This window comes from Micromonospora sp. C81 (genome assembly GCF_018070425.1).
In the GTDB taxonomy this organism is placed as follows: domain Bacteria; phylum Actinomycetota; class Actinomycetes; order Mycobacteriales; family Micromonosporaceae; genus Micromonospora; species Micromonospora zamorensis.
The window spans coordinates 193,363-219,605 of sequence record NZ_JAGPXS010000001.1 but is presented as its reverse complement, the minus strand read 5'-3'; the positions used below and the strand labels follow the sequence as shown (position 1 = coordinate 219,605).

The 26,243-nt window shown below is 72.2% G+C and carries 21 protein-coding genes; 9 read left to right on the top strand and 12 right to left on the bottom strand.

Features of this window, described 5'->3' with window-relative positions:
- Positions 1-2 precede the first annotated feature (2 nt).
- Genes KBX46_RS01030 through KBX46_RS01020 form a run of 3 tightly spaced genes read right to left on the bottom strand, consistent with a single transcriptional unit; the run spans position 3 to position 3,621 of the window.
- A complete protein-coding gene (locus tag KBX46_RS01030) occupies positions 3-2,093 on the bottom strand; it encodes a xanthine dehydrogenase family protein molybdopterin-binding subunit (protein ID WP_210789797.1) in 2,091 nt (696 codons plus the stop codon).
- Positions 2,090-3,073 carry a xanthine dehydrogenase family protein subunit M gene (locus KBX46_RS32980; RefSeq protein WP_210789794.1) on the bottom strand — a complete coding sequence of 328 codons (984 nt, stop codon included), beginning with the start codon at positions 3,071-3,073 and terminating at the stop codon, positions 2,090-2,092. Before KBX46_RS32980 ends, KBX46_RS01030 begins: the two co-directional genes overlap by 4 nt.
- On the bottom strand, positions 3,070-3,621 hold the full coding sequence (locus tag KBX46_RS01020; RefSeq protein WP_374224925.1) for a 2Fe-2S iron-sulfur cluster-binding protein: 552 nt from the start codon (positions 3,619-3,621) through the stop codon (positions 3,070-3,072). Before KBX46_RS01020 ends, KBX46_RS32980 begins: the two co-directional genes overlap by 4 nt.
- A gap of 65 nt (positions 3,622-3,686) precedes the next feature.
- Here KBX46_RS01020 and KBX46_RS01015 point away from each other — a divergent pair, with 65 nt between their 5' ends.
- On the top strand, positions 3,687-4,274 hold the full coding sequence (locus KBX46_RS01015; RefSeq protein WP_210789791.1) for an NTP transferase domain-containing protein: 588 nt from the start codon (positions 3,687-3,689) through the stop codon (positions 4,272-4,274).
- Here KBX46_RS01015 and KBX46_RS01010 read toward each other — a convergent pair.
- From KBX46_RS01010 to KBX46_RS00990, 5 genes are all read right to left on the bottom strand, one after another.
- Positions 4,261-4,929 carry a TMEM175 family protein gene (locus KBX46_RS01010; protein WP_210789788.1) on the bottom strand — a complete coding sequence of 223 codons (669 nt, stop codon included), beginning with the start codon at positions 4,927-4,929 and terminating at the stop codon, positions 4,261-4,263. The genes KBX46_RS01015 and KBX46_RS01010 overlap by 14 nt on opposite strands.
- 105 nt (positions 4,930-5,034) lie before the next feature.
- Complete coding sequence (locus KBX46_RS01005; protein ID WP_210789785.1) at positions 5,035-6,411, bottom strand: GH1 family beta-glucosidase; 1,377 nt, start codon at positions 6,409-6,411, stop codon at positions 5,035-5,037.
- 29 nt (positions 6,412-6,440) lie between these two features.
- Positions 6,441-7,280 carry a carbohydrate ABC transporter permease gene (locus KBX46_RS01000; RefSeq protein ID WP_088948469.1) on the bottom strand — a complete coding sequence of 280 codons (840 nt, stop codon included), beginning with the start codon at positions 7,278-7,280 and terminating at the stop codon, positions 6,441-6,443.
- A complete protein-coding gene (locus KBX46_RS00995) occupies positions 7,273-8,256 on the bottom strand; it encodes a carbohydrate ABC transporter permease (RefSeq protein ID WP_210789783.1) in 984 nt (327 codons plus the stop codon). Before KBX46_RS00995 ends, KBX46_RS01000 begins: the two co-directional genes overlap by 8 nt.
- A gap of 70 nt (positions 8,257-8,326) precedes the next feature.
- The gene (locus tag KBX46_RS00990) at positions 8,327-9,625 is read right to left on the bottom strand and encodes an ABC transporter substrate-binding protein (protein WP_088948467.1); all 1,299 of its coding nucleotides are present in this window, start codon (positions 9,623-9,625) and stop codon (positions 8,327-8,329) included.
- Positions 9,626-9,863: 238 nt separating this feature from the next.
- On the opposite strand from KBX46_RS00990, the gene KBX46_RS00985 reads away from it, so the two are divergent.
- Positions 9,864-11,063, top strand: coding sequence for an ROK family transcriptional regulator (locus KBX46_RS00985; RefSeq protein ID WP_210789778.1), 1,200 nt, complete (start codon positions 9,864-9,866; stop codon positions 11,061-11,063).
- 230 nt (positions 11,064-11,293) lie between these two features.
- Positions 11,294-13,930, top strand: coding sequence for a discoidin domain-containing protein (locus KBX46_RS00980; protein ID WP_210789775.1), 2,637 nt, complete (start codon positions 11,294-11,296; stop codon positions 13,928-13,930).
- A gap of 109 nt (positions 13,931-14,039) precedes the next feature.
- On the opposite strand, the gene KBX46_RS00975 is transcribed toward KBX46_RS00980, so the two are convergent.
- Entirely contained in the window at positions 14,040-15,362 is a 1,323-nt protein-coding gene (locus tag KBX46_RS00975) for a flavin monoamine oxidase family protein (protein ID WP_374224924.1), read from the bottom strand.
- 291 nt (positions 15,363-15,653) lie between these two features.
- Between KBX46_RS00975 and KBX46_RS00970 the strand changes: the two genes are divergently transcribed.
- The 3 genes from KBX46_RS00970 to KBX46_RS00960 all read left to right on the top strand — a co-directional run bounded on the left by KBX46_RS00970 (position 15,654) and on the right by KBX46_RS00960 (position 18,423).
- Positions 15,654-16,010, top strand: coding sequence for a YciI family protein (locus tag KBX46_RS00970; protein ID WP_210789769.1), 357 nt, complete (start codon positions 15,654-15,656; stop codon positions 16,008-16,010).
- A gap of 2 nt (positions 16,011-16,012) precedes the next feature.
- Positions 16,013-17,221 (top strand): RNA polymerase sigma factor, encoded by a 1,209-nt coding sequence (locus KBX46_RS00965; protein WP_210789765.1) that lies wholly within the window; start codon positions 16,013-16,015, stop codon positions 17,219-17,221.
- 68 nt (positions 17,222-17,289) lie between these two features.
- Entirely contained in the window at positions 17,290-18,423 is a 1,134-nt protein-coding gene (locus KBX46_RS00960; protein WP_210789762.1) for a glutamate--cysteine ligase, read from the top strand.
- A 10-nt stretch (positions 18,424-18,433) separates the two neighbouring features.
- Here KBX46_RS00960 and KBX46_RS00955 read toward each other — a convergent pair whose 3' ends face one another.
- Complete coding sequence (locus KBX46_RS00955; RefSeq protein ID WP_210789759.1) at positions 18,434-20,218, bottom strand: N-acetylglutaminylglutamine amidotransferase; 1,785 nt, start codon at positions 20,216-20,218, stop codon at positions 18,434-18,436.
- Between the two features lie 111 nt (positions 20,219-20,329).
- On the bottom strand, positions 20,330-20,761 hold the full coding sequence (locus KBX46_RS00950; protein ID WP_088948460.1) for a MarR family winged helix-turn-helix transcriptional regulator: 432 nt from the start codon (positions 20,759-20,761) through the stop codon (positions 20,330-20,332).
- 99 nt (positions 20,762-20,860) lie between these two features.
- Between KBX46_RS00950 and KBX46_RS00945 the strand changes: the two genes are divergently transcribed.
- Positions 20,861-22,639 carry an ABC transporter ATP-binding protein gene (locus KBX46_RS00945; RefSeq protein ID WP_210790794.1) on the top strand — a complete coding sequence of 593 codons (1,779 nt, stop codon included), beginning with the start codon at positions 20,861-20,863 and terminating at the stop codon, positions 22,637-22,639.
- A 45-nt stretch (positions 22,640-22,684) separates the two neighbouring features.
- Here the strand turns inward: KBX46_RS00945 and KBX46_RS00940 are convergent, their stop codons facing one another.
- On the bottom strand, positions 22,685-23,506 hold the full coding sequence (locus KBX46_RS00940) for a TetR family transcriptional regulator (protein ID WP_210789757.1): 822 nt from the start codon (positions 23,504-23,506) through the stop codon (positions 22,685-22,687).
- 109 nt (positions 23,507-23,615) lie between these two features.
- Here KBX46_RS00940 and KBX46_RS00935 point away from each other — a divergent pair, with 109 nt between their 5' ends.
- Both KBX46_RS00935 and KBX46_RS00930 read left to right on the top strand, forming a co-directional pair.
- On the top strand, positions 23,616-24,578 hold the full coding sequence (locus KBX46_RS00935) for an ABC transporter ATP-binding protein (RefSeq protein ID WP_210789755.1): 963 nt from the start codon (positions 23,616-23,618) through the stop codon (positions 24,576-24,578).
- On the top strand, positions 24,575-26,200 hold the full coding sequence (locus KBX46_RS00930) for an ABC transporter permease (RefSeq protein WP_210789752.1): 1,626 nt from the start codon (positions 24,575-24,577) through the stop codon (positions 26,198-26,200). Before KBX46_RS00935 ends, KBX46_RS00930 begins: the two co-directional genes overlap by 4 nt.
- The last annotated feature ends 43 nt before the right edge of the window (positions 26,201-26,243 follow it).

The window sequence follows — 26,243 nt, the reverse complement described above, 5'->3', positions numbered from 1 at the left end:
GCCTAGGCTGATGCGCCTACGAGTTTGTCCAACCGGATCGGCAGGTCCCTGACCCGCACGCCGGTGGCGTGGTGCACCGCGTTGGCGATCGCCGCCGCCGCCCCGACGATGCCGATCTCACCGATGCCCTTCACGCCGGCCGGGTTCAGCTCGTCGTCGTGCTCGTCGAGCCAGTACGCCTCGATGGACTCCACGTCCGCGCAGCCGGTGATGTGATAGGTGGCCAGGTCGTGGTTGACCCAGTCGCCGTACCGCTCGTCGAGCAGTCCCTCCTCGTGCAGGGCCATCGACAGCCCCATCGTCATGCCGCCGATGAGTTGGCTGCGTGCCGTCGTCGGGTTCACCACCCGGCCGGCCGCGAACACGCCGAGCATCCGGTTCAGCCGTACCTCGCCGGTGTCCGCGTCCACCCTCACCTCGGCGAACTGCGCCCCGTACGCGTACCGGGGGAGCGCCGGCTGCCCGCCCACCTCGTCGGTGGTGTCGGCATCGGCGGACACCTCGTCCGTCGGTACGCCGCCCGGGGTGTCCCGCAGCTTGTCGCGCAGCGCCTGACCGGCCCGGATCACCGCCCAGCTCCAACTGGCGGTGCCCATCGAGCCCCCGGCCACCGGCGCGGCCGGCAGAGCGGTGTCGCCGATCTGGATCTCCACCCGTTCCGGTGGCACCCCGAGCGCGTCGGCGGCCACCTGCCAGATCGCCGTCCGGGCGCCGGTGCCGATGTCGGTGGCGTTGATCTGGACCAGGAAGCTCCCGTCGGGGCGGGCGGTGGCCCTGGCCGACGACGGCCTGGCCCGGGCCGGGTAGCTCGACCCGGCCACCCCAGTGCCGATCAGCCAGCGCCCGTCGCGCCGGGCGCGGGGCGTCGGGTCCCGGTCCGTCCAGCCGAACCGCTGCGCACCCTCGCGCAGGCAGGCCACCAGGTTGCGGCTGGTGAACGGCCGCCCCTGGTCGGGGTCGACCTCCGTGTCGTTGCGGATGCGCAGCTCCACCGGGTCGATGCCGACGGCGATGGCCAGCTCGTCCATCGCCGACTCCAGGGCGTACGCGCCGGGGCACTCGCCGGGGGCGCGCATCCAGAACGGCGTGGGCACGTCGAGGCGGACCAGCCGGTGGGTCGTGCGGCGGTGGGGTGCGGCGTACATGCTGCGGGTGTAGACGGCCGTCTGCTCGGCGAACTCGCGGATGGTCGACGTCTGGCTGATCGCGTCGTGGCAGATGGCGGTGAGTCGCCCGTCGGCGTCGGCGGCGAGGCGGACCCGCTGGATGGTGGGGGTGCGGTAGCCGACCGGCCCGAAGAGCTGTTGGCGGGTCAGCGCCAGTTTGACCGGTCGGTCCACGTGCCGGGCCGCGAGGGCGGTCAGCACCACAGCGGCCTTGGCGTACCCCTTGCTGCCGAAACCGCCACCGACGTGTTCGGTGACGACCCGCACCGACTCCGGGGACACCTCGAACAGCTCGGCGAGGGTGCCCCGCACCGACGACGCGCCCTGGTTGGAGTCGTGCACCAGCAGCCGTCCGTCGCGCCACTGCGCCGTCGTGGCGTGCGGCTCCATCGGGTTGTTGTGGTACGCCGGGGTGCGGTACGTGGCGTCCACCCGCACCGGGGCTGCCGCGTACCCGGCGTCGAAGTCACCCTCGGCGGTGTCCGTCGGATAGCTGGGGTTGACGTGGTCCGGCTGGTACAGGCCGGGGTGGTCGTCGGTGAGCACCGTGCTGTGCGGGGCGGCGTCGTAGTCGATCCGGACCAGCCGGGCGCCCTCGCGGGCCGCCTCCAGGCTGGTGGCCACCACCACGGCGACGAACTGCCCCCGGTAGTGCACCGCCGGATCCTGCAACAGCCACAGCTCCGGCTCGGGGCCGGCCGCGAGGCGGGGCGCGTTGCCGTGGTGCAGGACGGCCAGCACGCCCGGGGACGCGAGCGCCTCCGACGTGTCGACCCGGGTGATCCGGCCCCGTACCACCGCCGACGGCACCGCCCAGCCGTAGGTGATCCCGTCCACCGGGTACTCCACGGCGTAGCGGGCCGTGCCGGTGACCTTCTCGCGGCCCTCCAACCGGGGGTACGCGTGGCCGACCGCGTCGGTGCTCACGACGACGCCAGCTCGCTGAGCGCCCGCACCGTGATGGCCCGGGTCAGCGGCACCTTGAAACCGTTGTGCCGCAACGGGCGGGCCTCGGCCAGCTCCGCGTCGGCGGCCCGGGCGGCCAGCTCGGGGCTGAACGGTCGGCCCCGCAGCTCCTCCTCGGCCCGATACGCCCGCCACGGTCGGTGCGCCACCGCCCCGTACGCCAGCCGGACGTCGCGGACCACGTCGCCGTCGAGGTCCAGAACCGCGGCCACCGAGCCGGCGGCGAAGGCGAACGATGCCCGGTCGCGCACCTTGAGGTACGTCGAGCGGCGCGCGGCCGGCAGCGGTGGCAACCGGACGGCGGTGATCAGCGTGCCCCGGGCCAGGGTGGTCTCCCGTTCCGGGTGGGTGCCGGGGGAGCGGTACAGGGCGGTGAGCGGGACGTCGCGCGGCCCGTCGGCCTCGTGCACCTCGACCACCGTGTCGAGTGCGGCCAGCGCCACGGCCAGGTCGGACGGGTGGGTGGCCACGCACTGCTCGGACCAGTCCAGCACCGCCAGGTCGCGGTTCTGACCGTGCAGGGCGGCGCAACCGCTGCCCGGTTCACGCTTGTTGCACGCCTTGCCGGTGTCCTGGAAGTAGACGCAGCGGGTGCGCTGCAACAGGTTGCCGCCGGTGGTGGCCATGTTGCGCAGCTGTCCGGAGGCGGCGGCGAGCAGGGCGCGGGCCAGCACCGGGTAGTTCCGGCGGACCACCGGGTGGGCCGCGAGGTCGCTGTTGCGGACGGTCGCGCCGATCCGCAGCCCGCCGTCGGGCAACTCCTCGACGGTGTCCAGCGGGAGCCGGGTCACGTCGACCAGCACGTCGGGGCGTTGCACCCCGAGTTTCATCAGGTCCACCAGGTTCGTGCCGCCGCCCAGGTACGCGGCCTGCGGCTCGGCCGCCAGCACGGCGACCGCCTCCGCCACGTCGGCGGGCCGGTGGTAGCGGAACGCCCTCACGAGGACGCCGCCGTCTCGCGCACGGCCGCGACGATGTGCGGGTACGCGGCACACCGGCACAGGTTGCCGGCCATCCGTTCCCGGATCTCCGCGTCGGTCAGCTCGGCTGGTGCGCTCAGGTCGTCGGTGACGGCGCTGGGCCAGCCTCGGGCGACCTCGTCGAGCATGCCGCGGGCGGAGCAGAGCTGCCCGGGTGTGCAGTAGCCGCACTGGAACGCGTCGTGGGCGATGAACGCGGCCTGCAACGGGGACAGCTCGTCGGGCCCGGCCAGCCCTTCGACGCTGACCACCGAACGGCCGTCCAGTGTGACCGCGAAGACCAGACAGCTCTTCACCCGGCGACCGTCGAGCAGCACCGTGCAGGAGCCGCACTGGCCGTGGTCGCAGCCCTTCTTGGCCCCGGTCAGGTCGAGGTGCTCGCGCAGCGCGTCCAGCAGCGTGGTGCGATTGTCCAGCGTCGCCTCGCGGGACGAGCCGTTGACCTCGAACGTCACCCGGGACGAGTGCCGCTCGTCGGTCGTCGTCGCGTTCTCGGGTCCGCCCTGCACCGGCCCAGACTAGCTTTGTCGGTACATCTGAGGGCGAATAACGCAAAGCCGTTCGTACGGGGGTGATGCCGGTGACCGCAGGGCTGCTGCTGGCCGCCGGCGCGGGGCGGCGGTACGGCCGTCCGAAGGCGCTGGTCGAGCTGGACGGGGTGCCGCTGGTGCGGCGCGGGTTCACGCTGCTCCGCGACGGCGGTTGCACACCCGTGCACGTTGTGCTCGGCGCCGGCGCCGACGACGTGCCCGATCTGCCCGGCGCGGTGCGGGTCCGACACGACGGCTGGCCCGAAGGGCTGGGATCCTCACTGCGCCGGGGCCTGGCCTCCCTGCCGGCCGACGTACCGGCCGCGGTCGTGGTCCTCGTCGACCAGCCGCTGCTCAGCCCGGTCGCGGTCCGCCGGGTGCGGACCGCGTACGCCGCCGGTGCGCTCGTCGCGGTCGCCACCTACGCCGGTCGGCCGGGGCACCCGGTGCTCCTGACTCGGGAGACCTGGCCGCTGCTGGACCGGTACGCCGTCGGCGACCGGGGTGCCCGCGACCTGCTGCGCGACCGGCCGGACCTGGTGGTCGAGGTGCCCTGCGACGACGTCGGCGCACCGCTCGACGTGGACACCCCGGCCGACCTGCTGCGGCTGCGCGCCCTCACCGACGGGTGAGCCAGCGGGGCAACCCCTCGCTGGTCACCGCGTGATAGGTGATCATGACGATGACGCCGATCAGGCCCAGCAGCGGGTTGACGAACCAGCCGAGCAGACCGCTGAGCCCGTAGAGCACCAGGCCGGTGACCGGTCGCAGCCGCTGCGTGCGCGCGTACTCGGGACTGACCCCACGCCTCAGCAGCGCCGGGTGCCGGTGCAGGTAGCCGAAGAACACCAGCCAGGGGGCCGACATCAGCGCGGCGGACAGCGCGTACAGGGCGACGGCCGCGCGTTGGTCGTCGGTGTCGCCGTGGGTGAACGCCGACGCCAGCACCGCGGTGGGGAACGGAATGATCACCGCGCCGAAGAGCACGCCGAGGTTGATCCAGCTCAGCGTGAGCGTGGTGCCGCGGATCAGCCGCAGCAGCGCGTGGTGGTTGAGCCAGAGCACCCCGATGTAGACGAAGGACACCACGAAGGCCAGGTAGGAGGCACCCTCGCCGAGCAGGCCGGTCAGCAGCTCGCCCTCGTGGTATTCCGGCACCCGCAACTCGATGACCAGCAGGGTGATGACGATGGCGAAGACGCCGTCGCTGAACGCCGTCATCCGGTCGATGCCGGACACTCGCGCTCCGGCGTCGGGCTGCTCGACCTCGTCGGGTGCTGCGGACATTGCCGCAGGCTAGCCACCGGGCGTGGCGGCAGGTGGCGGTTTCGTCCGATTAGAACGGGAACGGCCGCCCGGGTTACCCCGGGCGGCCGACCGCACCGCCCCCGATCAGGCCACCGGTGCGGCCGTCCCGGTCGTGCGGGCGAGACGCTGGTGCGCGCGGATCAGCTCGGCGTAACGCAGGCCGCTCGCCTTCACCGTCCGGGTCTGGGTCGGGTAGTCGACGTGCACCAACCCGAAGCGCTTGTCATAGCCGTACGCCCACTCGAAGTTGTCCAACAGCGACCAGACGAAGTAGCCGTCCAGCGGCACACCCCGGGCCACCGCCGACGCGCACGCCGCCAAGTGCTGCTCCAGGTGGTCGGTGCGCTCCTTGTCCTCCACCCTGCCGTCCGCGGTGACCTCGTCCGGCCAGGCCGAACCGCTCTCGGTGACGATGATCCGACCGGGCCGGTACTCCTCGTGCACGTCGACCAGCAGCCGCTCCAGCCCCGCCGGGTACATCTCCCAGCCCATCGCGGTCTCCACCGAGCCGGGCACCGGCACCTGCCGGGCGTACGGTGCCGCGCCGGTCGGGTCGTCGACCACCAGTTGACGGAAGTAGTAGTTCACCCCGAGGAAGTCGGTGGGCGTGGCGATCACCGCGAGGTCGTCGCCGCGTACCGGTGGCTCGACGCCGTAGGTGGCGATCATGTCGGCGGGGTAGCCCCGCCCGTGGATCGGGTCCAGCCACCACCGGTTGACGTGCCCGTCCGCCCGGCGGGCGGCCGCGACGTCCTCGGGCCGGTCGGTGGCCGCCTCGATCGGGCTGAGGTTGAGCACCAGGCCCACCGAGGCCGGCCGTGCGGCGTTGGCGCGGATCGCCTGGGTGGCCAGCCCGTGCCCGAGCAGCACGTGGTGCGAGGCGTGCACCGCGCGGGTGAGGTCCCGCTCGCCGGGGGCCATCCGCCCCTCCAGGTGCCCGATCCAGCACACGCAGAGCGGCTCGTTGACCGTGTTCCAGTCACTGACCCGGTCACCGAGGCGGGCGGCCACCACCGCCGCGTAGTCGGCGAACGCCTCGGCTGTGGACCGCTCCGGCCAACCGCCCCGGTCCTGCAACGCCTGCGGCAGATCCCAGTGATAGAGGGTGACGAACGGCCGGATCCCGTCGGCGAGCAGCGTGTCGACGAGCCGGTCGTAGAAGTCCAGCCCGGCGGGGTTGACCCGCCCGACACCGTCGGGCATCACCCGGGGCCAGGCCACCGAGAAACGGTACGCGTCCACGCCGAGCCGGCGCAGCAACGCGAAGTCCTCGGGCCACCGGTGGTAGTGGTCGCAGGCCACCGCGCCGGTGTCGCCGTTGTCGACGTTGCCGGGGGTCGCCGAGAAGGTGTCCCAGATGGACGGTGCCCGGCCGTCGACGTCGACGGCCCCCTCGATCTGGTACGCCGCCGTGGCGACGCCCCAGAGGAAGTCGGGTGGCAGCTTGGACAGGTCGGGCACGGGACGGATCTCCTCTGGGTTTGGATGACTCACTTGACCGCGCCGGCGGTGAGGCCGGCGACGAAGTAGCGCTGAAGGGCCAGGAAGCCGACGACGACCGGGATGCTGACCACCAGCGAGGCGGCCATGATCTGGTTCCAGTAGACGTTGAACTGGGTGGAGTAGCCCTGGAGGCCGACGGCCAGGGTGCGGCTGCCCTCGTCGGTCATCACCGACGCGAAGAGCACCTCACCCCAGGCGGTCATGAACGCGTACACGGTGACCGCGACGACGCCGGGCACTGCGGCCGGCAGGATCACCTGGAACAGGGTGCGCAGCGGACCGGCGCCGTCGACCTGCGCCGCCTCGTCCAGCCCGCGAGGAATCGAGTCGAAGTAGCCGACCAGCATCCAGATTGAGAACGGCAACGAGAAGGTCAGGTACGTGATCACCAGGCCGGTACGGCTGGCGTACAGCTCGATGCCGGTCGCGTTGCCCAGGTTGACGTAGATGAGGAACAGCGGCAGCAGGAACAGGATGCCGGGGAACATCTGGGTGGACAGCACCGTCACCGAGAAGACTCCCCGGCCGCGGAACCGGTACCGGCTCACCGCGAACGCGGCGAAGATGGCCACCACCACCGAGCAGACCGCCGCGATGGTCGACACCACCAGGCTGTTCACCAGGTAACGGGCCAGCGGGACGGTGCTCCACATGTCCACGAACGGTTGCAGCGTCGGTCGGCTGGGCCACCAGGTGAAGCCGTTCTGCACGTCCTGCAACGGTTTCGCCGCGGAGGTGACCATCACGTAGAGCGGGATGACGACGAAGAGGGTGAGCAGGGTCAGCACGATGCGCCGGCCCCAGCGCTCACCGGCGGTCTCACGCATGGTCGTCCCTCCGACGGTTGGTGATCAGCAGGTACACGGCCGAGACGACCAGCAGGAACAGCAGCAGCGCCACGGACATCGCCGAGCCGGAGCCGAAGTCCCAGGTCTTGAAGGAGCTGCGGTAGATGTGGATGGAGATGAGGTCGGCCTGCTCCGGCGCGGAGCCGCCGAAGAGCACGAACGGGGTGTTGAAGTCGTTGAACGTCCACAGGAACAGCACCAGCAGCAGCACGAGGTTCACCGGCCGCAGCATCGGCAGGGTGACCGAGCGCAGCCGGCGCCAGAACCCGGCGCCGTCGATGGCGGCTGCCTCGTACATCTCGCCCGGCACGTTCTGCAGACCCGCCATCAGGCAGAGGAACGCGAACGGCCAGTTGCGCCACACCGACACCACCAGCAGCGACCAGAAGCTGTTGTCGCCGATCAACCAGAACGGCCGCTCGCCCAGCAGCCCGAGCTGGTCGACGAGGACGTGGTTGACCAGGCCGGTGTCGCGCTGCAGCAGGAAGCTCCAGGTGATCACCGCGGCGTAGACCGGCAGGGCGTACGGGGTGAGGAACAGCGCACGTAGGATCGCCCGCCCCCGGAAGGGCCGTTGCAGCACGACGGCCGCCGAGATGCCGAGCAGCCAGGCGAACCCGACCGAGAGCACGCTGTAGGCCAGGGTGACCCAGAACGAGTGCAGCAGTTCCTTGCCGGCGGCGCTGTTCAGGTCGAGCGTCGCCCGGTAGTTCTCGAACCCGATGAAGGGTGCGGTGGACCAGTCGCGAATGTGGAACTGGGTCAGCTCCAGCATGCTCATCCAGACGCCGACCACCATCGGGATGACGTGGATGGCGAGTTCCAGCACGATGGCCGGTGCGAGCAGCAGGTACGGCAGGAGTGAGCGGCGGGGCCGGCGGGCCGGCCTCCGGGCCGGTGACCCGGCCCGGGGTTCGCGCCGGTCGGCGTCCGGCGCGGTGGTGCTGGTTGCCATCGGGGTCCTCTCGGAGGCGGTGGCCGTGGCCGGGCTCAGCGCCCGACCACGGCCACCGGTGACGCCTGGGTCAGCGCATCTTCTGCTGCGCGTCGGTCAGCTTCGCCTTCACCGACGCCTCGGTGACCGGCTTGCCGCTGGCCGCGTCCGCGAACAGCTCCTTCATCGCGGTGCCGACCAGGGTCTCGAAGGTGCTCTCCTCGGGCACCTGCGGGAGCGGGGCCGCGGTGGTGACCAGGGTCTCCTGGATGGTCTTCTGCTCCGTGGCGCTGAACGCCGGGTCGGAGCCCGCGGTCTTCACCGCCGGCAGCGAGCCGTACGTCTTGTTGAGGAGGGTCTGCTCCTCGTCGCTGGTCATGAACTTGACGAAGCTCAGCGCGCCGTCCTTGTTCTTGGTGTGCTTGAAGACCGCCATGTTGATCCCGGCGACCATGCTGTTGACCTTCTTGCCGCCGGGCGGCGGGCTGGCCAGGAACGGCACCGGGGCCACTCCGTACGCGTCGGCCGGCATGTTCTGCGTCTTCAGGTTCGAGCCGGCGGACTGCCACAGCAGCATGGCGGCCTTGCCGTTGGCGAAGTCGGAGACCGACTGGTTCTGCGCGTACTCGGCGTTGCTCGGGTTGGTGATCTTGTCGGCGGCCATGAAGTCGATGTAGCGCTTGATCGCCGAGACGTTCTGCGGGGTGTCGAAGGTCGGCTTGCCGGCCGAGTCGAACCACTCACCGCCGTACTGCTGGCTGAAGGTGAACGCGTGGTGGGCGTTCTCCGACGGGTTGGCGCCCTCGATCGCCAGGCCCCACTTGCCGCCGGTGCTCAGCTTCTTGCCGTACTCGGCGAGCTGCTCCCAGGTGGTCGGCGGTGCGGTGATGCCGGCGTCGGCGAACGACTTCTTGTTGTAGTACAGGCTGTACGCCATGCTGTAGAGCGGCACGGCGGCCGGCGGCTTGCCGGGGGCGCCCGCGGCGGCGAGCGCGGCCGGCACGATCCGGTCCTTGCCGCCGACGGCCTGCAGGGCGGCGTCGTCGAACTCGACCAACGCGCCGGTGGCCTGCAACGAGGCCGACCAGGTGTTGCCGATGTTGACCACGTCCGGGCCCTTGCCGGAGGCGGCGGCCGCGAGCAGGCGGTTGAGCAGGTCCGACCACGGGACCACCTCGACGGTGACCTTGATCCCGGTCTGCTTCTCGAACTTGTCCAGCTCGGGCTGGAGGATCGTCTTGTCGGCCTCCAGGCTGGCGCCCTGGTTGCTGGCCCAGTAGGTGAGGGTCTTGGGTGATGCGGCGGAGTCGTCGCCGGAGCCACCGCAGGCGGTCAGCGAGGCGGCGGCCAGTACGGCGGCGGTGAATATCCCGAGGTGTCGTCTCGACACGGGTCAGCCCTTCCGGTGCGTGGTGGGGGTCCGCCGACCTCCGTCGCCGATAGGGGTCGGGACGACGGGCGGTCGGCTGCGGACAGGGTTCGGGGGTGCGCCGTCGGGGTCCGTCGGCGCTTCCCGGGAGTTACATCACGGCTTAAATTATGTCGTCATTAAAGTTGCTGGCCGGTGGGTCGTCAAGCACGAGGCGGTTACAGTCGCCTCGAACGGCCGACAGGAAACGAGGTGACGAGTGGAGCTGGCGCGTGCCACCAACCGCAGTGTGCGGCTGCGCAACCGGTCTGCCCTGCTGACCAAGCTCTTCCTCGACGGCCCTCTCACCCGGCAGGACCTGGTGCGCAGCACGGGCCTGAGTCAGCCGGCGGTCAGCAACGTGGTGGCCGACATGATCGACGAGGGGCTGGTCGCCGAGGCCGGCGCCGCCGAGTCCGACGGCGGTCGGCCCAGCATGCTGCTGCGGATCGCACCCCGGTTCGCCTTCGTGGTCGGCGTGGACGTCGGCGAGACCCGGGTCCGGGTGGAGCTGTTTGACTTCGCGATGACCCTGCTGGCCAGCATCGAGTACCCGCTCGACCCGGCCCGGACCGAGCCGGACCTGGTGGCCGGGCGCGTGGTGGCCGGCATCGACGCGGTGACCGCCCAGGCGCAGGTGGCCCCCGGCGACGTGCTCGGCGTCGGCATCGGCGTCTCGGGCGTGGTCGAGCAGGGCGCCGAGGCGGTCGTGCACGCCCAGGCCCTCGGCTGGGACCGGGTGCCGCTGGAGCGTCTGATCGGCGCCGGCACCAATCTGCCGCTGCACATCGACAACGGCGCCAAGACCCTCGGCCAGGCCGAGATGTGGTTCGGCGCCGGCCGGGGCGCCCGGCACGCCGTCTTCGCGCTTGTCGGCTCCGGGGTCGGCGCGTCGGTGGTGACCAACGGCGCCACCTACCGGGGTGCGTCCAGCAGCGCGGGGGAGTGGGGGCACACCACCCTCGTGTACGGCGGCAGGGCCTGCCGGTGCGGCGCGCGCGGCTGCCTGGAGGCGTACGTGGGCGCCGAGGCGATCATCGACCGCTACCGGGAGGCGCGCCGGGGTCGACCGGTGCCCGGCGAGGACGAGGAGTCCCAGATCGCCGCGCTGGTCGCCGCCGCCGAGACCTCGGCCACCGCCCGGCGGGTGCTGGACGACACCGCCGGCTACCTCGGTGCCGGGGTGGCCAACCTGATCAACCTGTTCAACCCGGAGCGGGTGGTGCTCGGCGGATGGGCTGCGATGGCGCTGGGCGACCTGCTGTCGGCCGTCCGGGAGGCCGCCGGCCGGCAGGCGCTGCGCCAGCCGTACGAGCAGGCGTCGATCGAGTTGTGCCGGCTCGGCGTGGACGCCGTGGCGCTGGGCGCCGCCACCCTGCCGATCGCCCGCTTCCTCACCGAGGGTGGCATCCGCCGCTGAGGCGGAACGACGGCGCCGGCGACGGCAAATTACACAAAACCCGAAGCTCGGGATAAATAACGGTGTTATAGATCGATGTCTTGACGCCGTCGCAATCTCGCCGCAACACTCACTCGAGAGCGCTCTCCGGTCCGCGGCGCCGCCCATCGCTGGCACCACCCACGGCGCCACGGGGCCCAACCCGATCCCACCCGTCCGGCATCCGTAACCCCCTATCGACAGGCGATGTCATGACATCTCGTGCAATATCCGCACGCCCGCGTCCCCGACGGGCCGTCCGGCACCTGATCGTCGGGCTCACCGTGGCCCTGGTCGCGGCGCTCACCCCGGCCGGTGCCACCACACCCGCGCAGGCCGCACCCACCCTGCTCTCCCAGGGCCGTCCCGCCACCGCGTCGTCCACCGAGAACGCCGGCACCCCGGCCTCCGCCGCGGTCGACGGCAACACCGGCACCCGCTGGGCCAGCGCGTTCAGCGACCCGCAGTGGCTCCAGGTCGACCTGGGCGCCCGGGCAACCATCAGCCAGGTGAACCTGCTCTGGGAGGGCGCCTACGGACGCGCCTTCCAGCTCCAGACCTCCGACGACGGCGCCACCTGGACAACGATCTACTCGACCACCGCCGGCACGGGCGGCACCCAGAACCTCACCGTCACCGGCGCCGGCCGCTACGTGCGGATGAACGGCACCGCCCGGGGCACCGGCTACGGCTACTCGCTCTGGGAGTTCCAGGTCTACGGCGAGACCGGCGGCAGCACGCCCACCTGCGGCAGCACCAACGTCGCGCAGGGCAGCCCGGCGACCGCCTCGTCCACCCAGGACGCCGGCCTCGCGGCATCCGCTGCGGTCGACGGCAACACCGGCACCCGGTGGGCCAGCGCCGCCAGTGACCCGCAGTGGCTGCGCGTCGACCTGGGCAGCACCCGCACGATCTGCCGGGTGGTGCTCACCTGGGAGGCCGCGTACGCCCGGGCGTTCCAGCTCCAGACCTCGGCCGACGGTGCCACCTGGACCACCATCTACTCGACCACCACGGGCACCGGCGGCACGCAGTCGCTGACCGTCAGCGGCAGCGGCCGGTACCTGCGGATGTACGGCACCGCCCGAGGCTCCGCGTACGGCTACTCGCTGTGGGAGCTGGCGGTGAACACCACCGGCGGCGGGACCGGCGAGCCACCGGTCGACACGACCGACCCGCGCAACCCGAACCTCGGGCCGAACACGTTCGTCTTCGACCCGAGCACCCCGACGTCGACCATCCAGAGTCGACTGAACACCCTCTTCACCCAGCAGGAGACCAACCAGTTCGGCCCGCAGCGCTACGCGGTGCTGTTCAAGCCCGGCACCTACACCGCCGACGTCAACCTCGGCTTCTTCACCCAGGTCGCCGGCCTCGGCCTGAGCCCGGACGACGTCAACCTCAACGGTCACGTCCGCACCGAGGCGTTCTGGTTCGGCGGCAACGCCACGCAGAACTTCTGGCGGGCCGCCGAGAACCTGTCGGTCACCCTGCCCGCCGGGCAGACCGTGGAGCGCTGGGCGGTGTCCCAGGCGGCGCCGTACCGACGGATGCACCTGCGCGGCGCGCAGAACCAGATCCAGCTCTGGAACGGCGGAGACGGCTGGTCCAGCGGCGGCCTGATGGCCGACACCCGTGTCGACGGCCTGGTCGTCTCCGGCTCGCAGCAGCAGTGGTACTCGCGCAACAGCGAGTTCGGCAACGGCTGGACCGGCTCGGTGTGGAACATGGTCTTCCAGGGCGTCAACGGCGCTCCCGCGCCGAGCTTCCCCAACCCGTCGCACACCGTCATCGGCCAGACCCCGCAGGTGCGGGAGAAGCCGTTCCTCTACGTCGACGGCACCGGTGAGTACCGGGTCTTCGTGCCGGCGCTGCGCACCAACTCGACCGGCACCAGCTGGTACAACAAGACCCCGGCCGGCTCGTCCATCTCGCTGTCGCAGTTCTACGTCGTCCAGCCGGGCACCAGCGCGGGCACCATCAACGCGGCCCTCGCCCAGGGCCGGCACCTGCTCTTCACCCCGGGCGTGCACCACGTCACCGAACCGATCCAGGTCAACCGCGCCGACACTGTCGTCCTCGGCCTCGGTCTGGCCACCATCCAGGCCGACAACGGCAGCGTGGGGATGCGGGTGGCCGATGTGGACGGCGTCAAGGTGGCCGGCCTGATGTTCGAGGCCGGCACGACGAACTCGCCGGTGCTGATGGAGGTCGGGCCGTCCGGCTCGTCCGCGAGCCACGCCAGCAACCCGACCTCGCTGCACGACGTGTTCTTCCGCATCGGCGGCCCACACGTCGGCAAGGCCACCAACACGTTGACCGTCAACAGCGACAACGTGATCGGTGACCACATGTGGCTGTGGCGGGCCGACCACGCGGCCAGCGGCGTACCCACCGGGTGGACGCTGAACACCGCCGACACCGGGCTCACGGTCAACGGCGACAACGTCACCATGTACGGCCTCTTCGTCGAGCACTACCAGAAGTACCAGACCATCTGGAACGGCAACGGCGGCCGGACGTACTTCTACCAGAACGAGCTGCCGTACGACCCGCCCAACCAGGCGGCCTGGATGAACGGGTCGACCCGGGGCTACGCCGCGTACAAGGTCGCCGATTCGGTGACGAGCCACCAGGCGTGGGGGCTGGGCAGCTACAGCTACTTCAACGTGAACCCCGCCGTCGTGGAGGAGAGGGCCTTCGAGGTGCCCAACAACCCGAACGTGCGCTTCACCAACATGGTCACCGTCTCGCTCGGTGGTGTCGGCACCATCAACCGGGTGATCAACAACGCCGGTGGCACCGCGAACGCGGCCAACCAGCAGGTGTACCTGACCACCTACCCCTGACCGGGGCGCCCGCGCTGGCCCGGTCCTCCGTGACCGGGTCGGCCCGGGTAGCACCCAGGGCCGTGGCCGGCCCGGTCCCGCCGAGACCGGGCCGGCTCGGTCGTGCCGCTCAATCGGCCAGCACCTCGGCCGCGGCCCGTTCACCGGCCCGCACCGCGCCCTCCAGATAGCCGGCCCAGTGGGTCGCCGTCTCGGTACCCGCCCAGTGCACCCGCCCCACCGGCGACCGCAGATGCGGGCCGTACGCGATCCAGGTCCCCGGGGTGGGGGCACCGGAGAAGCAGCCCCGCGTCCACTCTTCGGACGACCAGTCGTACTCGACGAGGTCCATCGGGTCACCGGCCCGTGGCCCGACCACGGCGGCGAACGCGTCCAGCAGGCACCGCCGGCGCTGTGCGGGGGACATCCCGCGCAGCGCAGCGGCGTCCGAGGCGTAGCTGAACCCGGTGAGCACCCCGAGCGGCGAGGTCGGCGTGGAGTTGTCGACCGTCTCGGTGAGCGGACCGGCGGAGCTGGTGGACACCCCGGACAGCCCGTCGGCACGCCAGAACGGTTCCGGGTAGACGGCGTGCACCTTCAGCGCCGAACCCATCGGCATCCGCTGGGTCAGGCCGTCCCGGAGGGCGGGCAGCGGTGGGGCGTACCGGATCCGGCCCGCCAGTGCCGGTGCCAGCGCGACCACCAGGGCGTCGCCGTCGACGCGCCCGGTGTCGGTCCACGCCGTCACCCCGTCAGCGTTCTGTTCGATGGTCCGCACCGGTGCGGCCAACATCAGCGTCCCTGGTGGCAGCGCACCGGCCATCCGCTCGGCCAGCGCCGGCGGCCCGCCCACGATCCGGTCCTGCTGCGCGCCGCCCGCCATCCCCAGCAGGGGCGCGGTCCCGCCGGCGCTGCGCAGGTAGAACAGCAGGTGCAACAGCGACAGCTCGTCCGCGCCGCTGGCCAGCAGCCCGCCGGCGAGCAGACGCCCCAGGTAGTCGGCGGTGTCACCGTCACCGGCCGTGGAGCGCAGCCAGCCGCCGAGGATCGTCCGGTCCCACTGCGCGGCCTCCGGCGCTCGCCACGGCGCGGCCGGGTCCAGTCGTGCGGCGTACTCGTCGAGCAGGCTGAGCACCCGGGCGACGTCTGCCGGCGGCTCGGCCCGGCGCTGGCCGGCCCAGAGCAGGGTGGGCGCGCCGACCGCCGCGGACGCGAAGGTGGCCAACCCGTGCTCGGCGACCAGCGCGTACATCCGGTCCTGCGTCGGACCGATCCACTGCGCGCCCAGGTCGACCTGGGTGAGTTCGGGCAGCCAGCGGGTCAACACCCGACCTCCCACCCGGTCGCGGGCCTCCAACACCCGCACCTGGGCACCGGCACGGGTCAGCGCCAGCGCGGCCGCGAGACCGGAGAAACCGGCGCCGACCACGACCACCCGCATGCCGTCGCCCACACCGGGGTCTACCCACAACCGTCGCCGGCATGGCTGTTGCGACGACCGGGCACCGGTCGCGGCCCGCGGCGGACCGTACCCCTGTCCTTCGTCCTTTGCTCTGCACCCACCGACGCGACGCCTCGGTGGGCCGCCGACTGTCGCATCCGTGGGTGCAGAGCAAAGGGCACGCCGACCCCGGGGCCGGGCCGGCCTCCGAGAAACTTTCCGCCGGCCTGTCGATCCGGGCCCCGGCCGATCGTGTGGAGGATGAGAGGTCGGCGACGGGCCGGCCCCCCGCGAGGAGGAACGATGACGCTGTACCTGCTCAGCCTTCACCAGCCGCAGGGTGAGCTGCCCCCGGACCCGGAGTTTCTGGCCGGGGTGATGCGCCAGCTCGGTGAGCTGCGCGCCGAGTTGGTCTCCACCGGCTCGTGGGTCTTCGGCCAGGGACTGCACGGCCCGGAGACCGCCACTGTGCTGCGCGCCCGCGACGGCGACGTCCTGGTCACCGACGGCCCGTTCGTCGAGGGCAAGGAGTACCTGGGCGGCATCACGATCATCGACGTGGCCGACCTGGACGCCGCCCTGGACGTGGGCCGCCGCTATGCGTTGGCCACGACGCTGCCGATCGAGGTCCGCCCCTTCCAGGCGGGGGCCGGAGACTGACGGTGCCGGATGTGGAGGCGGTGTTCCGCGCGGAGTACGGGCGCGCGGTCGCCGTTCTGGTTCGCCTCCTCGGCGACATCGACCTCGCCGAGGAGGCCGTGCAGGAGGCTTTCGTCGTCGCGGTGGCGCGCTGGCCGACGACCGGCCTGCCGCCCAGTCCGGCCGGCTGGATCATCACCACGGCCCGGAACCGGGCGATCGACCGGCTTCGCCGCGACGCGTCCCGGGTCGACCGGCACGCCCAGGCCGCCCTGTTGTTCGCCGCCGACGGACCCGTCGAGGAGGGACCCGTGCGCGACGACCGACTCCGTCTGATCTTCACCTGTTGCCATCCGGCGCTCGCCCCGGCGGCCCGGGTCGCGCTCACCCTGCGCCTGCTCGGTGGGCTGAGCACCACCGAGATCGCCCGGGCCTTCCTGGTGCCCGAGGCGACCATGGCGCAACGGCTGGTCCGTGCCAAGTCGAAGATCCGCAACGCCCGGATCCCGTACCGCGTGCCCCGCGACGCCGACCTGCCCGACCGGCTGCACGCGGTGCTCGCGGTGCTCTACCTGATCTTCAACGAGGGGTACACGGCGAGCGCCGGGCGACAGCTCGTCCGCGCCGAGCTGTGCGTCGAGGCGATCCGGCTGACCCGGCTGCTGGTCGAGCTGATGCCGGACGAGCCGGAGGCGCTCGGTCTGCTCGCGTTGATGCTGCTCACCGAGTCCCGCCGCAACGCGCGGACCAACGCCGCAGGTGAGCTGGTGGCGCTGCCCAACCAGGACCGGGCCCGGTGGGACGCCGAGCTGATCACCGAGGGGCAGGCGCTGGTGCGCCGCTGCCTGCGCCGCGACCGGCCCGGGCCGTACCAGATCCAGGCCGCGATCGCCGCCGTGCACAGCGCCGCGCCGCGAAGCGCCGACACCGACTGGGGCCAGATCCTCCAGCTGTACGACCACCTGACGGTCGTCGCCCCCAGCCCGGTGGTCGCGCTGAACCGGGCCGTCGCGCTCGCCGAGGTGGCCGGGCCGGCCGCAGGGCTGGCCGAGGTGGATCGGCTCGACCTGGACAGCTACCACGTGCACCACGCGGTCCGCGCCGACCTGCTCGCCCGCCTCGGCCGGGAGGCGGAGGCCGTCGAGGCGTACCGGACAGCCGTCGCCCTGACGGACAACGCGGCCGAACGGGCCTTCCTCACCGCCCGCGCGGCGGCCCTGGCGACCTCCTGAGCGGCGTTTGCCGTCGGGCCGGGCCGGGAAACCGAGGCGCCGGCTGCAGCAGTGGAGGGCGAGAAACCATGAAGTACCGTTCGGCGACCGCCGGCACCGTGCCCGACCTGTCCACCCTCACGCTCGGCGTCGAGGAGGAGTTCCTGCTGCTCGACCCGGACAGCGGGCGCAACCTGCCGGTGGCCGACCAGGTGCTGTCCGCGCTTCGCGGCTCCGCCCGGGACCAGAGCCGCCAGGAGTTCCGGCACAGCATGGTGGAGATGGTCACCCCGGTCTGTGCCGACCTCAGCGAGCTGCGCGCGCACCTGGTGGCGCTGCGCCACTCCGCCGCCGAGGCCGCCACGGCAGCCGGGGCACGGCTGGTGGCGATCGGCGCCACCCCGGTGGCCGAGCCGCACCGGACGGTCCCCGACGAACCGCGCTACCACGCGATGTCGCGCCGGTACGGCCCGGTGGCGCACGACCCGGCGGTGTGCGGCTGTCACGTCCACGTCGGGCTGCCCGACCGGGAACTGGCCGTGCAGGTCTGCAACCACCTGCGGACGTGGCTGCCGGTGGTGCAGGCGATCACCACCAACTCACCGCTGCACGACGGGTACGACACCGGGCACGCCAGCTGGCGGTCCATGCAGCTGGAACGGTGGCCCAGCATCGGCCCGACGCCGTACTTCGACTCCGCCGCCGACTACGACCGGACCGTCGACGAGCTGATCGCCGCCGGCATCATGCTCGACGCCGCGATGGTCTACTGGTACGCACGCCCGTCGTCGGCCTACCCGACGGTGGAGATCCGGGTGGGCGACGTCTGCCCGGACGTGGACGACGCGGTGCTGGTCGCCGCGCTGGTCCGGTCACTGGTCGCCACCCTCGCCGACGACGTACGCGCCGGGGTGACCGCGCCGCCCGTGCGCGACTGTCTGGTCGCCGCCGCCCACTGGCGGGCCGCCCACGACGGCCTCGACGGCGAACTGATCGACCTGCGCGCCGGCGGCACCCGCCCCGCCTGGGCGCTCGTCGACGAGTTGATGGCGGTGATCGCCCCGGCCCTGCTGCGCCACGGCGACCTGGGGTACGTGTTGGCGCAACTGGCCCGGCTGCGCCGCGACGGCACCGGCGCGACCCGTCAGCGTCGGGTGTTGGAGCGCACCGGTGACCTGCGCGCCGTCGTCGACGACCTGGCCGCCCGCACGACTGCCGGCTGATCGGCGGCGTTCAGTGGATGTCGTGGGTCTGTAGCCACAGCTCCAGCAGGCCGAGCTGCCACAGCTTGTTGCTGCCGGCCGCCGCCTCGGCCCGGTCCGGTTCGGCGAGCAGCTGTGCCACGTACTCGGGGCGGAACAGCCCTCGCTCGCGCGCGGCCGGCGCCTGCAACGCCTCGGCGACCAGGTGCCGCACCGGGCCGTCCACGTTGCGCAGCGCCGGCACCGGGAAGTAGCCCTTGCGACGGTCGATCACCTCGGCCGGCAGCACCTCCCGGGCGACCTCCTTGAGCACGCCCTTGCCGTTCTGGGCGACCTTGTGTTCCGGCGGGCAGTGCGCGGCCAGGGTGACCAGGTCTTGGTCGAGGAAGGGCGTACGCACCTCCAACCCCCACGCCATGCTCATGCTGTCCACCCGTTTGACCGGGTCGTCGGGGAGCATCAGGTGGGTGTCCAGGCGCAGCACGGCGTCCAGCGCGGTCTGTGCCCCGGGCGCGGCGAGGTGTTCGGTGAGCAGCTCTCGGCTGGCGTCGTGCTCAAGCGCGTACGCCGGGCCGACGATGCCCCGCAGCTCGTCGTGGTCGCGGTCGAAGAACGCGGCGGCGAACGTTTCGGCGGCGCTGTGCCGGGGCGCCTCGACCAGTGGCTGGTGGTAGCCGTAGCCGGCGAACACCTCGTCGGCGCCCTGCCCGGACTGCGCCACCTTCACATGCTGCGCCACCTGCTCGGACAGCAGATGGAAGGCGACCACGTCGTGACTGCCCATCGGCTCGGTCATCGCCAGCACGGCACGCCGTACGGCGGGCACCAGGTCGTCGTCGGCCAGCCGGATCCGCTGGTGGTCGGTGTCGTACGCGCGGGCCACCAGGTCGGAGTAGTGGAACTCGTCGCCGGACTCGCCGTCGCGGCTGTCGAAGCCGATGCTGAACGTCCGCAGGCGCTGCTGCCCGGCCTCGGCGAGCAGCGCCACGATCAGGCTGGAGTCCAGTCCACCGGAGAGCAGCACGCCGACCGGCACGTCGGCGACCAGCCGTCGGCGTACCGCCGCGCGCAGCGCGTCTCCGATGGCGGCCTTCCAGTCGGCGGCGTCCATCCCCGCGTCGGCGGGCTCCCGCACGTAGTCGGGTCGCCAGTACACCTCCTCGCGGCTGCGCCCGTCCGCCTCGATCACCCGCAGGGTGGCCGGCGGCAGCTTGCGCACACCGCGCAGCACCGTCCGTGGCGCGGGCACGATGGAGTGCCAGGACAGGTAGTGGTGCAGCGCCACCGGGTCGATGCTGGTGTCGACGTCACCGGCCCGCAGCAGCGCGGGCAGGGTGGAGGCGAACCGCAGCCGCCCAGGTGTCTCGGCCAGGTAGAGCGGTTTGATGCCGAGCCGGTCGCGGGCCAGGATCAGCCGCCGCCGCGGCCGGTCGACCAGGCCGATCGCGAACATGCCGACCAGGTGGTCGACGAACCGTTCACCCCAGTGCGCGTACGCGACCAGGATGACCTCGGTGTCGCTGGTGGAGTGGAAGGCGTAGCCGGCGTTCCGCAGTTCCTCGCGCAGCTCGGGGTAGTTGTAGATGCAGCCGTTGAAGACCAGCGCCAGGCCCAGGTCGTCGCGGACCATCGGCTGCCCGCCCGCGTCGGACAGATCGATGATGGTCAGCCGGCGGTGCCCGAGGGTCACCCAGCCGTCGGTGAGCAGGCCCTCGTCGTCCGGGCCGCGCGAGCGCATCGCCTCGGTCATCCGGGTGACCGCCGCCGCGTCGGGGGAGCGACCGTCGAATCGGGCCTCCCCGCTGATCCCGCACATCAGGCGGGGCGGTGGATCAGGTGTGGCACCAGCGACACAGCGTCCTCCTGTCACCTCGTCCCCGAACGGGGCCGCTGGCTACCCCCGCCCGGTGTGGGTAAACCCGTGGTGTCAGGCGCGCAGGGTGCGCAGGATGCGGGACAGTTCGGCTCGGTCGGCGTCGTCCAGGTGGCCGAAGAAGCGGTCCGCCTCGGCCCGGCGGGCGGCCCGGATGGCGGCGCTGACCCGGTTGCCCTCCTCGGTGAGCGCGACCAGGGTCGCCCGTCGGTCGGCCGGGTCGGGCCGGCGCTCGACGAGCCCACGGGTCTGGAGGTCGTCGACGACCTCGGTCGCCGAGCGGGGTGCGATGTGCAGGTGCTCGGCGAGCGTGCCGGGGCGGACCTCGCCGTGCCGGCCCAGGACACCGAGCGCCCGGGACTGGCTGGGGGTGATGTCCCAGGGCGCCAACGACTCCCGGGTCTGCCGGCGCAGACGGGACGCCACCGCCCAGAACGTCTCGGCCAGGCTCTCGTCGTCCGCGCCGTCGGACGTGTGCTCGATCACCGGAATACCGTAGCAGCCGATGCGGTTGTTCCCTCATGTTGAGGTAACCTCAGTAATGTTTCCCTGACCGGAAGGTAGTGCCCCTTGGAACGCACCCCCATGGGCCGCGACCGCGGCCACCACACCGTCAGCGCCGAAGAGAAGACGCAGGCCCGCCAGGTGTCGCTGCGTCGCATCGGCCGCCTGTTCACCCCCCACCGTCCCGCGCTCGCCGCCGTCACCGCGATCATCGTGCTCTCCTCGATCATCGCGATGGCCAGCCCGTTCCTGCTGCGCGCCGTGATCGACAGCGCCCTACCCCAGGGTGACGTGACCCTGCTGGTCTGGCTGGTCGTCGGCATGGTCGCCGTGGCCGCGGTGACCTCCGCCCTCGGCGTCGTACAGACCTGGATCTCCACGCAGGTCGGCCAGCAGGTCATGCACCGGCTGCGCACCGACGTCTTCAGTCACCTCCAGCGCCAGTCGCTCGGCTTCTTCACCCGCACCCGCACGGGCGAGGTGCAGTCCCGGATCACCAACGACATCGGTGGCATGCAGTCGGTGGTCACCTCCACCGCCACCGCCGTCGCGTCCAACCTCACCACTGTGGTCGCCACAGCGGTCGCCATGGTCGCGCTCTCCTGGCAGCTCTCCCTCGTCTCGCTCGTGGTGCTGCCGCCCGCCATCTGGCTGACCCGCCGTGTCGCCCGGATGCGCCGCGAGATCACCGCCGAACGGCAACGCGAACTCGCCGACCTCAACGTCACCGTCGAGGAGGGGCTCTCGATCAGCGGCGTGCAACTGGCCAAGACCCTCGGCACCGGTCCCGCTCTGGTCGACCGGTTCACCGCCTCGTCGGCCCGCCTGGTCGACCTGGAACTGCGCAGCGAGTTGGCCGGCCGTTGGCGGATGGCCTCGATGAGCATCATCTTCGCCGCCGTACCGGCGGTCATCTACCTCGCCGCGGGCCTGCCCGGCACCGCCGGCACGCTGAGCATCGGCACCCTGGTGGCGTTCACCGCCCTGCAGGGCGGCCTGTTCCGACCGCTGATGGGTCTGCTCAACGTTGGCGTCTCGCTCACCGCGTCGCTGGCGCTGTTCGCCCGGATCTTCGAATACCTGGACCTGCCCGTCGACGTGGCCGACCCCACCGAGCCGGTCCGCCTCGACCCGGCCCGGGTGCGCGGCCACCTGCGTCTGGAGGACGTCACCTTCGGCTACCCGGGCAGCGACACCGCGGCACTCGCCGGGATCACCCTGGACGTGCCCGCCGGCACCAGCCTCGCCCTGGTCGGTGAGACCGGCTCCGGCAAGAGCACCCTCGCCGGACTGGTCAGCCGGCTGCACGACCCGACCGGCGGCCGGGTCACCATCGACGGCGTCGACCTGCGCGACCTGCGACTGGCCGACCTGGCCGCGATCGTCGGCGTGGTCAGCCAGGAGACGTACCTGCTGCACACCACCGTCCGGGAGAACCTGCGCTACGCCCGACCGGACGCCACCGACGCCGAGATCGAGGACGCCGCCCGCGCAGCCCAGATCCACGACCTGATCGCCGGGCTGCCCGACGGGTACGACACCACTGTCGGCTCCCGCGGCCACCGCTTCTCCGGCGGCGAGAAGCAGCGGCTCGCCATCGCCCGCACGCTGCTACGCGACCCCCGCATCCTGGTCCTCGACGAGGCCACCAGCGCGCTGGACACCGAGACCGAGCGTGCCGTGCAACGCGCGTTCGACGTGCTGGCCGAGGGGCGGACGACCATCACCATCGCGCACCGGCTCTCCACAGTGCGCGACGCCGACCAGATCGCGGTGCTCGACCACGGCCGGATCGTCGAGGCCGGCACCCACGACAGTCTGCTGGACCGCAACGGCCGCTACGCCACCCTGGCGGCCTGAGCATCCGCTCACAACCGTCTCGAAACCGTCGCTAAAACTGTCTCATTATTGCCCGTCGAGATGGCGGTAGACGGTGGCCCGGGAGACACCCAACGTGGCGGCGATGGCGTCCACCGAGTGGGTGCCCGCCGCGTGCATCCGCCGGGCCGCCTCGACCTGCTCCCGACCCAGCGCCCGCGGTCGACCGGGCCGCCGCCGACGGGCGGCCGCCCCGCCGCCCGGCGCCGCGTCCGGCCGGCTCGCGTGGGCCAGGCTCGGCGGGTGCGTGGGGCCCGCGTCCGGGCCCGCCGGGTCCGCTTCCGGCGGACCTGCGGCGTCCGTGGTCGGTGCGGTCAGCAGTCGGCGTACGCCGTCGAGCATGTCGGCGCGCAGAACCTCGTCGGACACGTCGGTGAAGAAGACGATCGGATCGCTGCACGACGCGACCGCCTGCACCGCCCGGACCCGCTCCCGGCGCCCGGCGTCCGGTCCCGCGATGAGGTCGTTGGCCCGCATCGCGATCACTATCAACCGGTGGTACGTGTCGCCCCGCCCGATCAGCGCGATGTCGTGGAAGAGCATGCCGAGCGGTCGGCGATGGGCGAGCATGATGTCGACCCACCCCTCCAGCACCGTCCACCGGGCCCGCTCGGTGGGTTGCGTCTGCGCCGTGTCGAGCAGCGCCTCCAGGTCGGCCACCAGCGGCTCGACCAGGGCGGCGAGCAGGTTCTCCTTGGCCGGGAAGTGGTACAGGATCGCGGTCTTGGTCAGCCGCAGCCGCTCGCCGATCTGGCGCAGCGAGGTGCGTTGGTAGCCGTGCTCGGCGAACAGGTCGAGCGCGGCGCGCAGGATCCGGGTGCGGGTGTCGTCCGCGGGATCGGCGGTCATGCCGGCCAGCCTAGCGACGTCCTGACCGGTGGGCACGATCACCGTTGATTCTACTGACCGTTGGTCAGTACAGTGAGGTCGGTCGACGCAGCCAACGGCAGGAGGGGCGATGCCCGTCATCTCGATCGGCAACCTGGTCAAGACGTTCGGCGCGATCCGGGCACTCGACGGGCTGGATCTGCGGGTCGAGCAGGGGGAGGTGCACGGCTTCCTCGGGCCCAACGGCTCCGGCAAGTCCACTACCATCCGGATCCTGCTCGGGTTGCTCCACAGTGACTCCGGCGACGCCCAGGTGCTCGGCGCCGACCCGTGGCGCGACGCGGTCCGTCTGCACCGCCGGCTGGCGTACGTGCCCGGCGACGTCAACCTCTGGCCCAACCTCACCGGCGGGGAGGCCATCGACCTGCTCGGCAAGCTGCGCGGCGGCCTCGACCGGCGTCGTCGCGACGAGCTGCTCCACCGCTTCGACCTCGATCCGACCCGCCGCTGCCGCACGTACTCCAAGGGCAACCGGCAGAAGGTCGCCATCGTCGCCGCCTTCGCCTCCAACGTGGAGCTGTACGTGCTCGACGAGCCGACCTCCGGCCTCGACCCGCTGATGGAGGCGGTGTTCCAGGACGAGGTCCGGCGGGTCAAGCAGGCCGGCGCCACAGTGCTGCTCTCCAGCCACGTGCTCGCCGAGGTCGAGGCCCTCTGCGACCGGGTCAGCATCATCCGCGAGGGCCGCACCGTCGAGTCCGGCACCCTCACCGAGCTGCGCCACCTCACCCGCACGGCAGTGACCGTCGAGACCGCCCGGCCGGTCACCGGCCTGGACACGCTGCCCGGCGTGCACGACGTGCACGAGGTCGACGGGCGTACCCACCTGGAGGTCGACCCCGCGCACCTCGACGCGCTGCTCGGCCAGCTCATCCGCTTCGGCGTCCGCGCCCTCACCAGCACCCCACCGACCCTGGAGCAGCTCTTCCTGCGCCACTACGGCGACAACCCCGCCGCCGGCGCCGGTGCTCCCGCCGTTTCGGATGCCGGTGCCGCCTCGGATGCCGGCGCCCCGCAGGCCGGTGCCCGGTGAGCGCGCTGACCAACACCGCGCTGCTGGCTCGGCTCGTGCTGCGCCGCGACCGGATCCGCCTCGCGATCTGGGTCCTCGGCACACCCCTGCTCGGCTACGCCCTCGCGGCCAGCGTCGCCGGCATCTACCCGGACCAGGCGGCCCGCCAGGGATACGCCACCACCTCGGCGTCCAGCCTGGTCGCCCGCGCCTTCAACGGCCCCATCGCCGGCACCGAGCTCGGCGCGGTGGTGGTCGCCGAAACCTACGTGACGCTGGCCCTGATCGTCGCCCTGCTGAGCACCTTCGCGGTGACCCGGCACACCCGCCAGAACGAGGAGACCGGCCGGGCGGAGCTGCTCGGCGCCTCCGTGGTCGGCCGGTACGCGCCGCTGACCGCCGCACTGCTCGTCATCGTCGCCGCCAACGTGCTGGCCGCCGGGCTGCTCGCGCTCGCCCTCATCGGCGCCGGCCTACCGCTGGCCGGCTCCCTCGCCGCAGCCGCCGCGATCGGCGGTGTCGGGGTCGCCTTCACGGCGATCGCCGCCGTCACCGCCCAGCTCTCCGTCACCTCCCGGGGCGCCAACGCGCTCGCCGCCGCCACCGTCGGGCTCTCCTTCGTGCTGCGCGCCGCCGGCGACGTGCTCGGCGAGCAGAGCGCCGACGGCACCCGGGTGCAGAGCGCCTGGCCCTCATGGATCTCCCCGCTCGGCTGGGGCAACCAGGTGCGGGCCTTCGAGGGCGAACGCTGGTGGGTCCTCGCCCTACCCGTCGCGCTGCTGCTCGGCGGTGTGGCACTCGCGTACGCCCTCGCGGAGCGCCGCGACCTGGGCGCCGGGCTGATCACGCCCCGACGCGGACCGGCGAGCGGCACGCCACGGCTGCTCAGCCCCGCCGGGCTGGCCTGGCGGATGCAACGCGGCACGCTCCTCGGCTGGGCGGTCGGGGTGGCCGTACTCGGCTTCTCCATGGGCATCGCCGGCGACGAGTTCAACGCCATGATCGACCAGAATCCGGCCGCCGCCGAGGCGATCAACGCGATGGGCGGCGGAGCCAACCTCCTCGACGCGTACCTGGCCGCGATGCTCGGCCTCTTCGCGCTGACCATCGGCGCGTACGTGGTGCAGGCCCTGCTCCGGGTACGCGGCGACGAAACCGACGGCGTCCTCGAAGCCGCCCTCGCCACGGCGGTCAGCCGTACCCGCTGGCTCGGCACCCAGGTCCTCGCCGCAGCGCTCGGCGCGGTCGCGTTGCTGCTGCTCGCCGGCGTGACCACCGGCCTCGGCTACGGCCTCGTCACCGACGACCCGCTCGGCAAGGCTGTCGAGCTGGGCGGCGCCGCGCTGCTGCGACTGCCCGCCCTGCTCGTGGTCGCCGGGGTGGTGACCACCCTGTTCGGGCTGCTGCCCCGCTGGTCCGTGGTGCTCTCCTGGACAGCCCTGCTGATCTTCCTGCTCCTCGGGCAGCTCGGCGCGGTGCTCGAGCTGCCCCAGGCCGCGCTCAACGTCTCGCCGTACACCCATGTGCCGTCCGTGCCCGCGGTCGACCCGGCGGTGCTGCCGCTGGTGGTGCTGACGGCGGTGGCCGCGGCCCTGCTCGCCGTCGGCGTGGCCGGCTTCCGCCGCCGCGACGTGCCGAGCTGAGCCTGCTCGCCTTGATCGTTGGCAGCTGAGCAGCTCGACACGC

Coding starts and splice junctions, on each gene's coding strand:
- KBX46_RS01015 (WP_210789791.1), top strand. CDS start 3,687: ATGCCGGTGACCGCAGGGCTGCTGCTGGCCGCCGGCGCGGGGCGGCGG.
- KBX46_RS01010 (WP_210789788.1), bottom strand. CDS start 4,929: ATGTCCGCAGCACCCGACGAGGTCGAGCAGCCCGACGCCGGAGCGCGA.
- KBX46_RS01000 (WP_088948469.1), bottom strand. CDS start 7,280: ATGCGTGAGACCGCCGGTGAGCGCTGGGGCCGGCGCATCGTGCTGACC.
- KBX46_RS00995 (WP_210789783.1), bottom strand. CDS start 8,256: ATGGCAACCAGCACCACCGCGCCGGACGCCGACCGGCGCGAACCCCGG.
- KBX46_RS00980 (WP_210789775.1), top strand. CDS start 11,294: ATGACATCTCGTGCAATATCCGCACGCCCGCGTCCCCGACGGGCCGTC.
- KBX46_RS00970 (WP_210789769.1), top strand. CDS start 15,654: ATGACGCTGTACCTGCTCAGCCTTCACCAGCCGCAGGGTGAGCTGCCC.
- KBX46_RS00960 (WP_210789762.1), top strand. CDS start 17,290: ATGAAGTACCGTTCGGCGACCGCCGGCACCGTGCCCGACCTGTCCACC.
- KBX46_RS00955 (WP_210789759.1), bottom strand. CDS start 20,218: ATGTGCGGGATCAGCGGGGAGGCCCGATTCGACGGTCGCTCCCCCGAC.
- KBX46_RS00945 (WP_210790794.1), top strand. CDS start 20,861: ATGGGCCGCGACCGCGGCCACCACACCGTCAGCGCCGAAGAGAAGACG.
- KBX46_RS00940 (WP_210789757.1), bottom strand. CDS start 23,506: ATGACCGCCGATCCCGCGGACGACACCCGCACCCGGATCCTGCGCGCC.
- KBX46_RS00935 (WP_210789755.1), top strand. CDS start 23,616: ATGCCCGTCATCTCGATCGGCAACCTGGTCAAGACGTTCGGCGCGATC.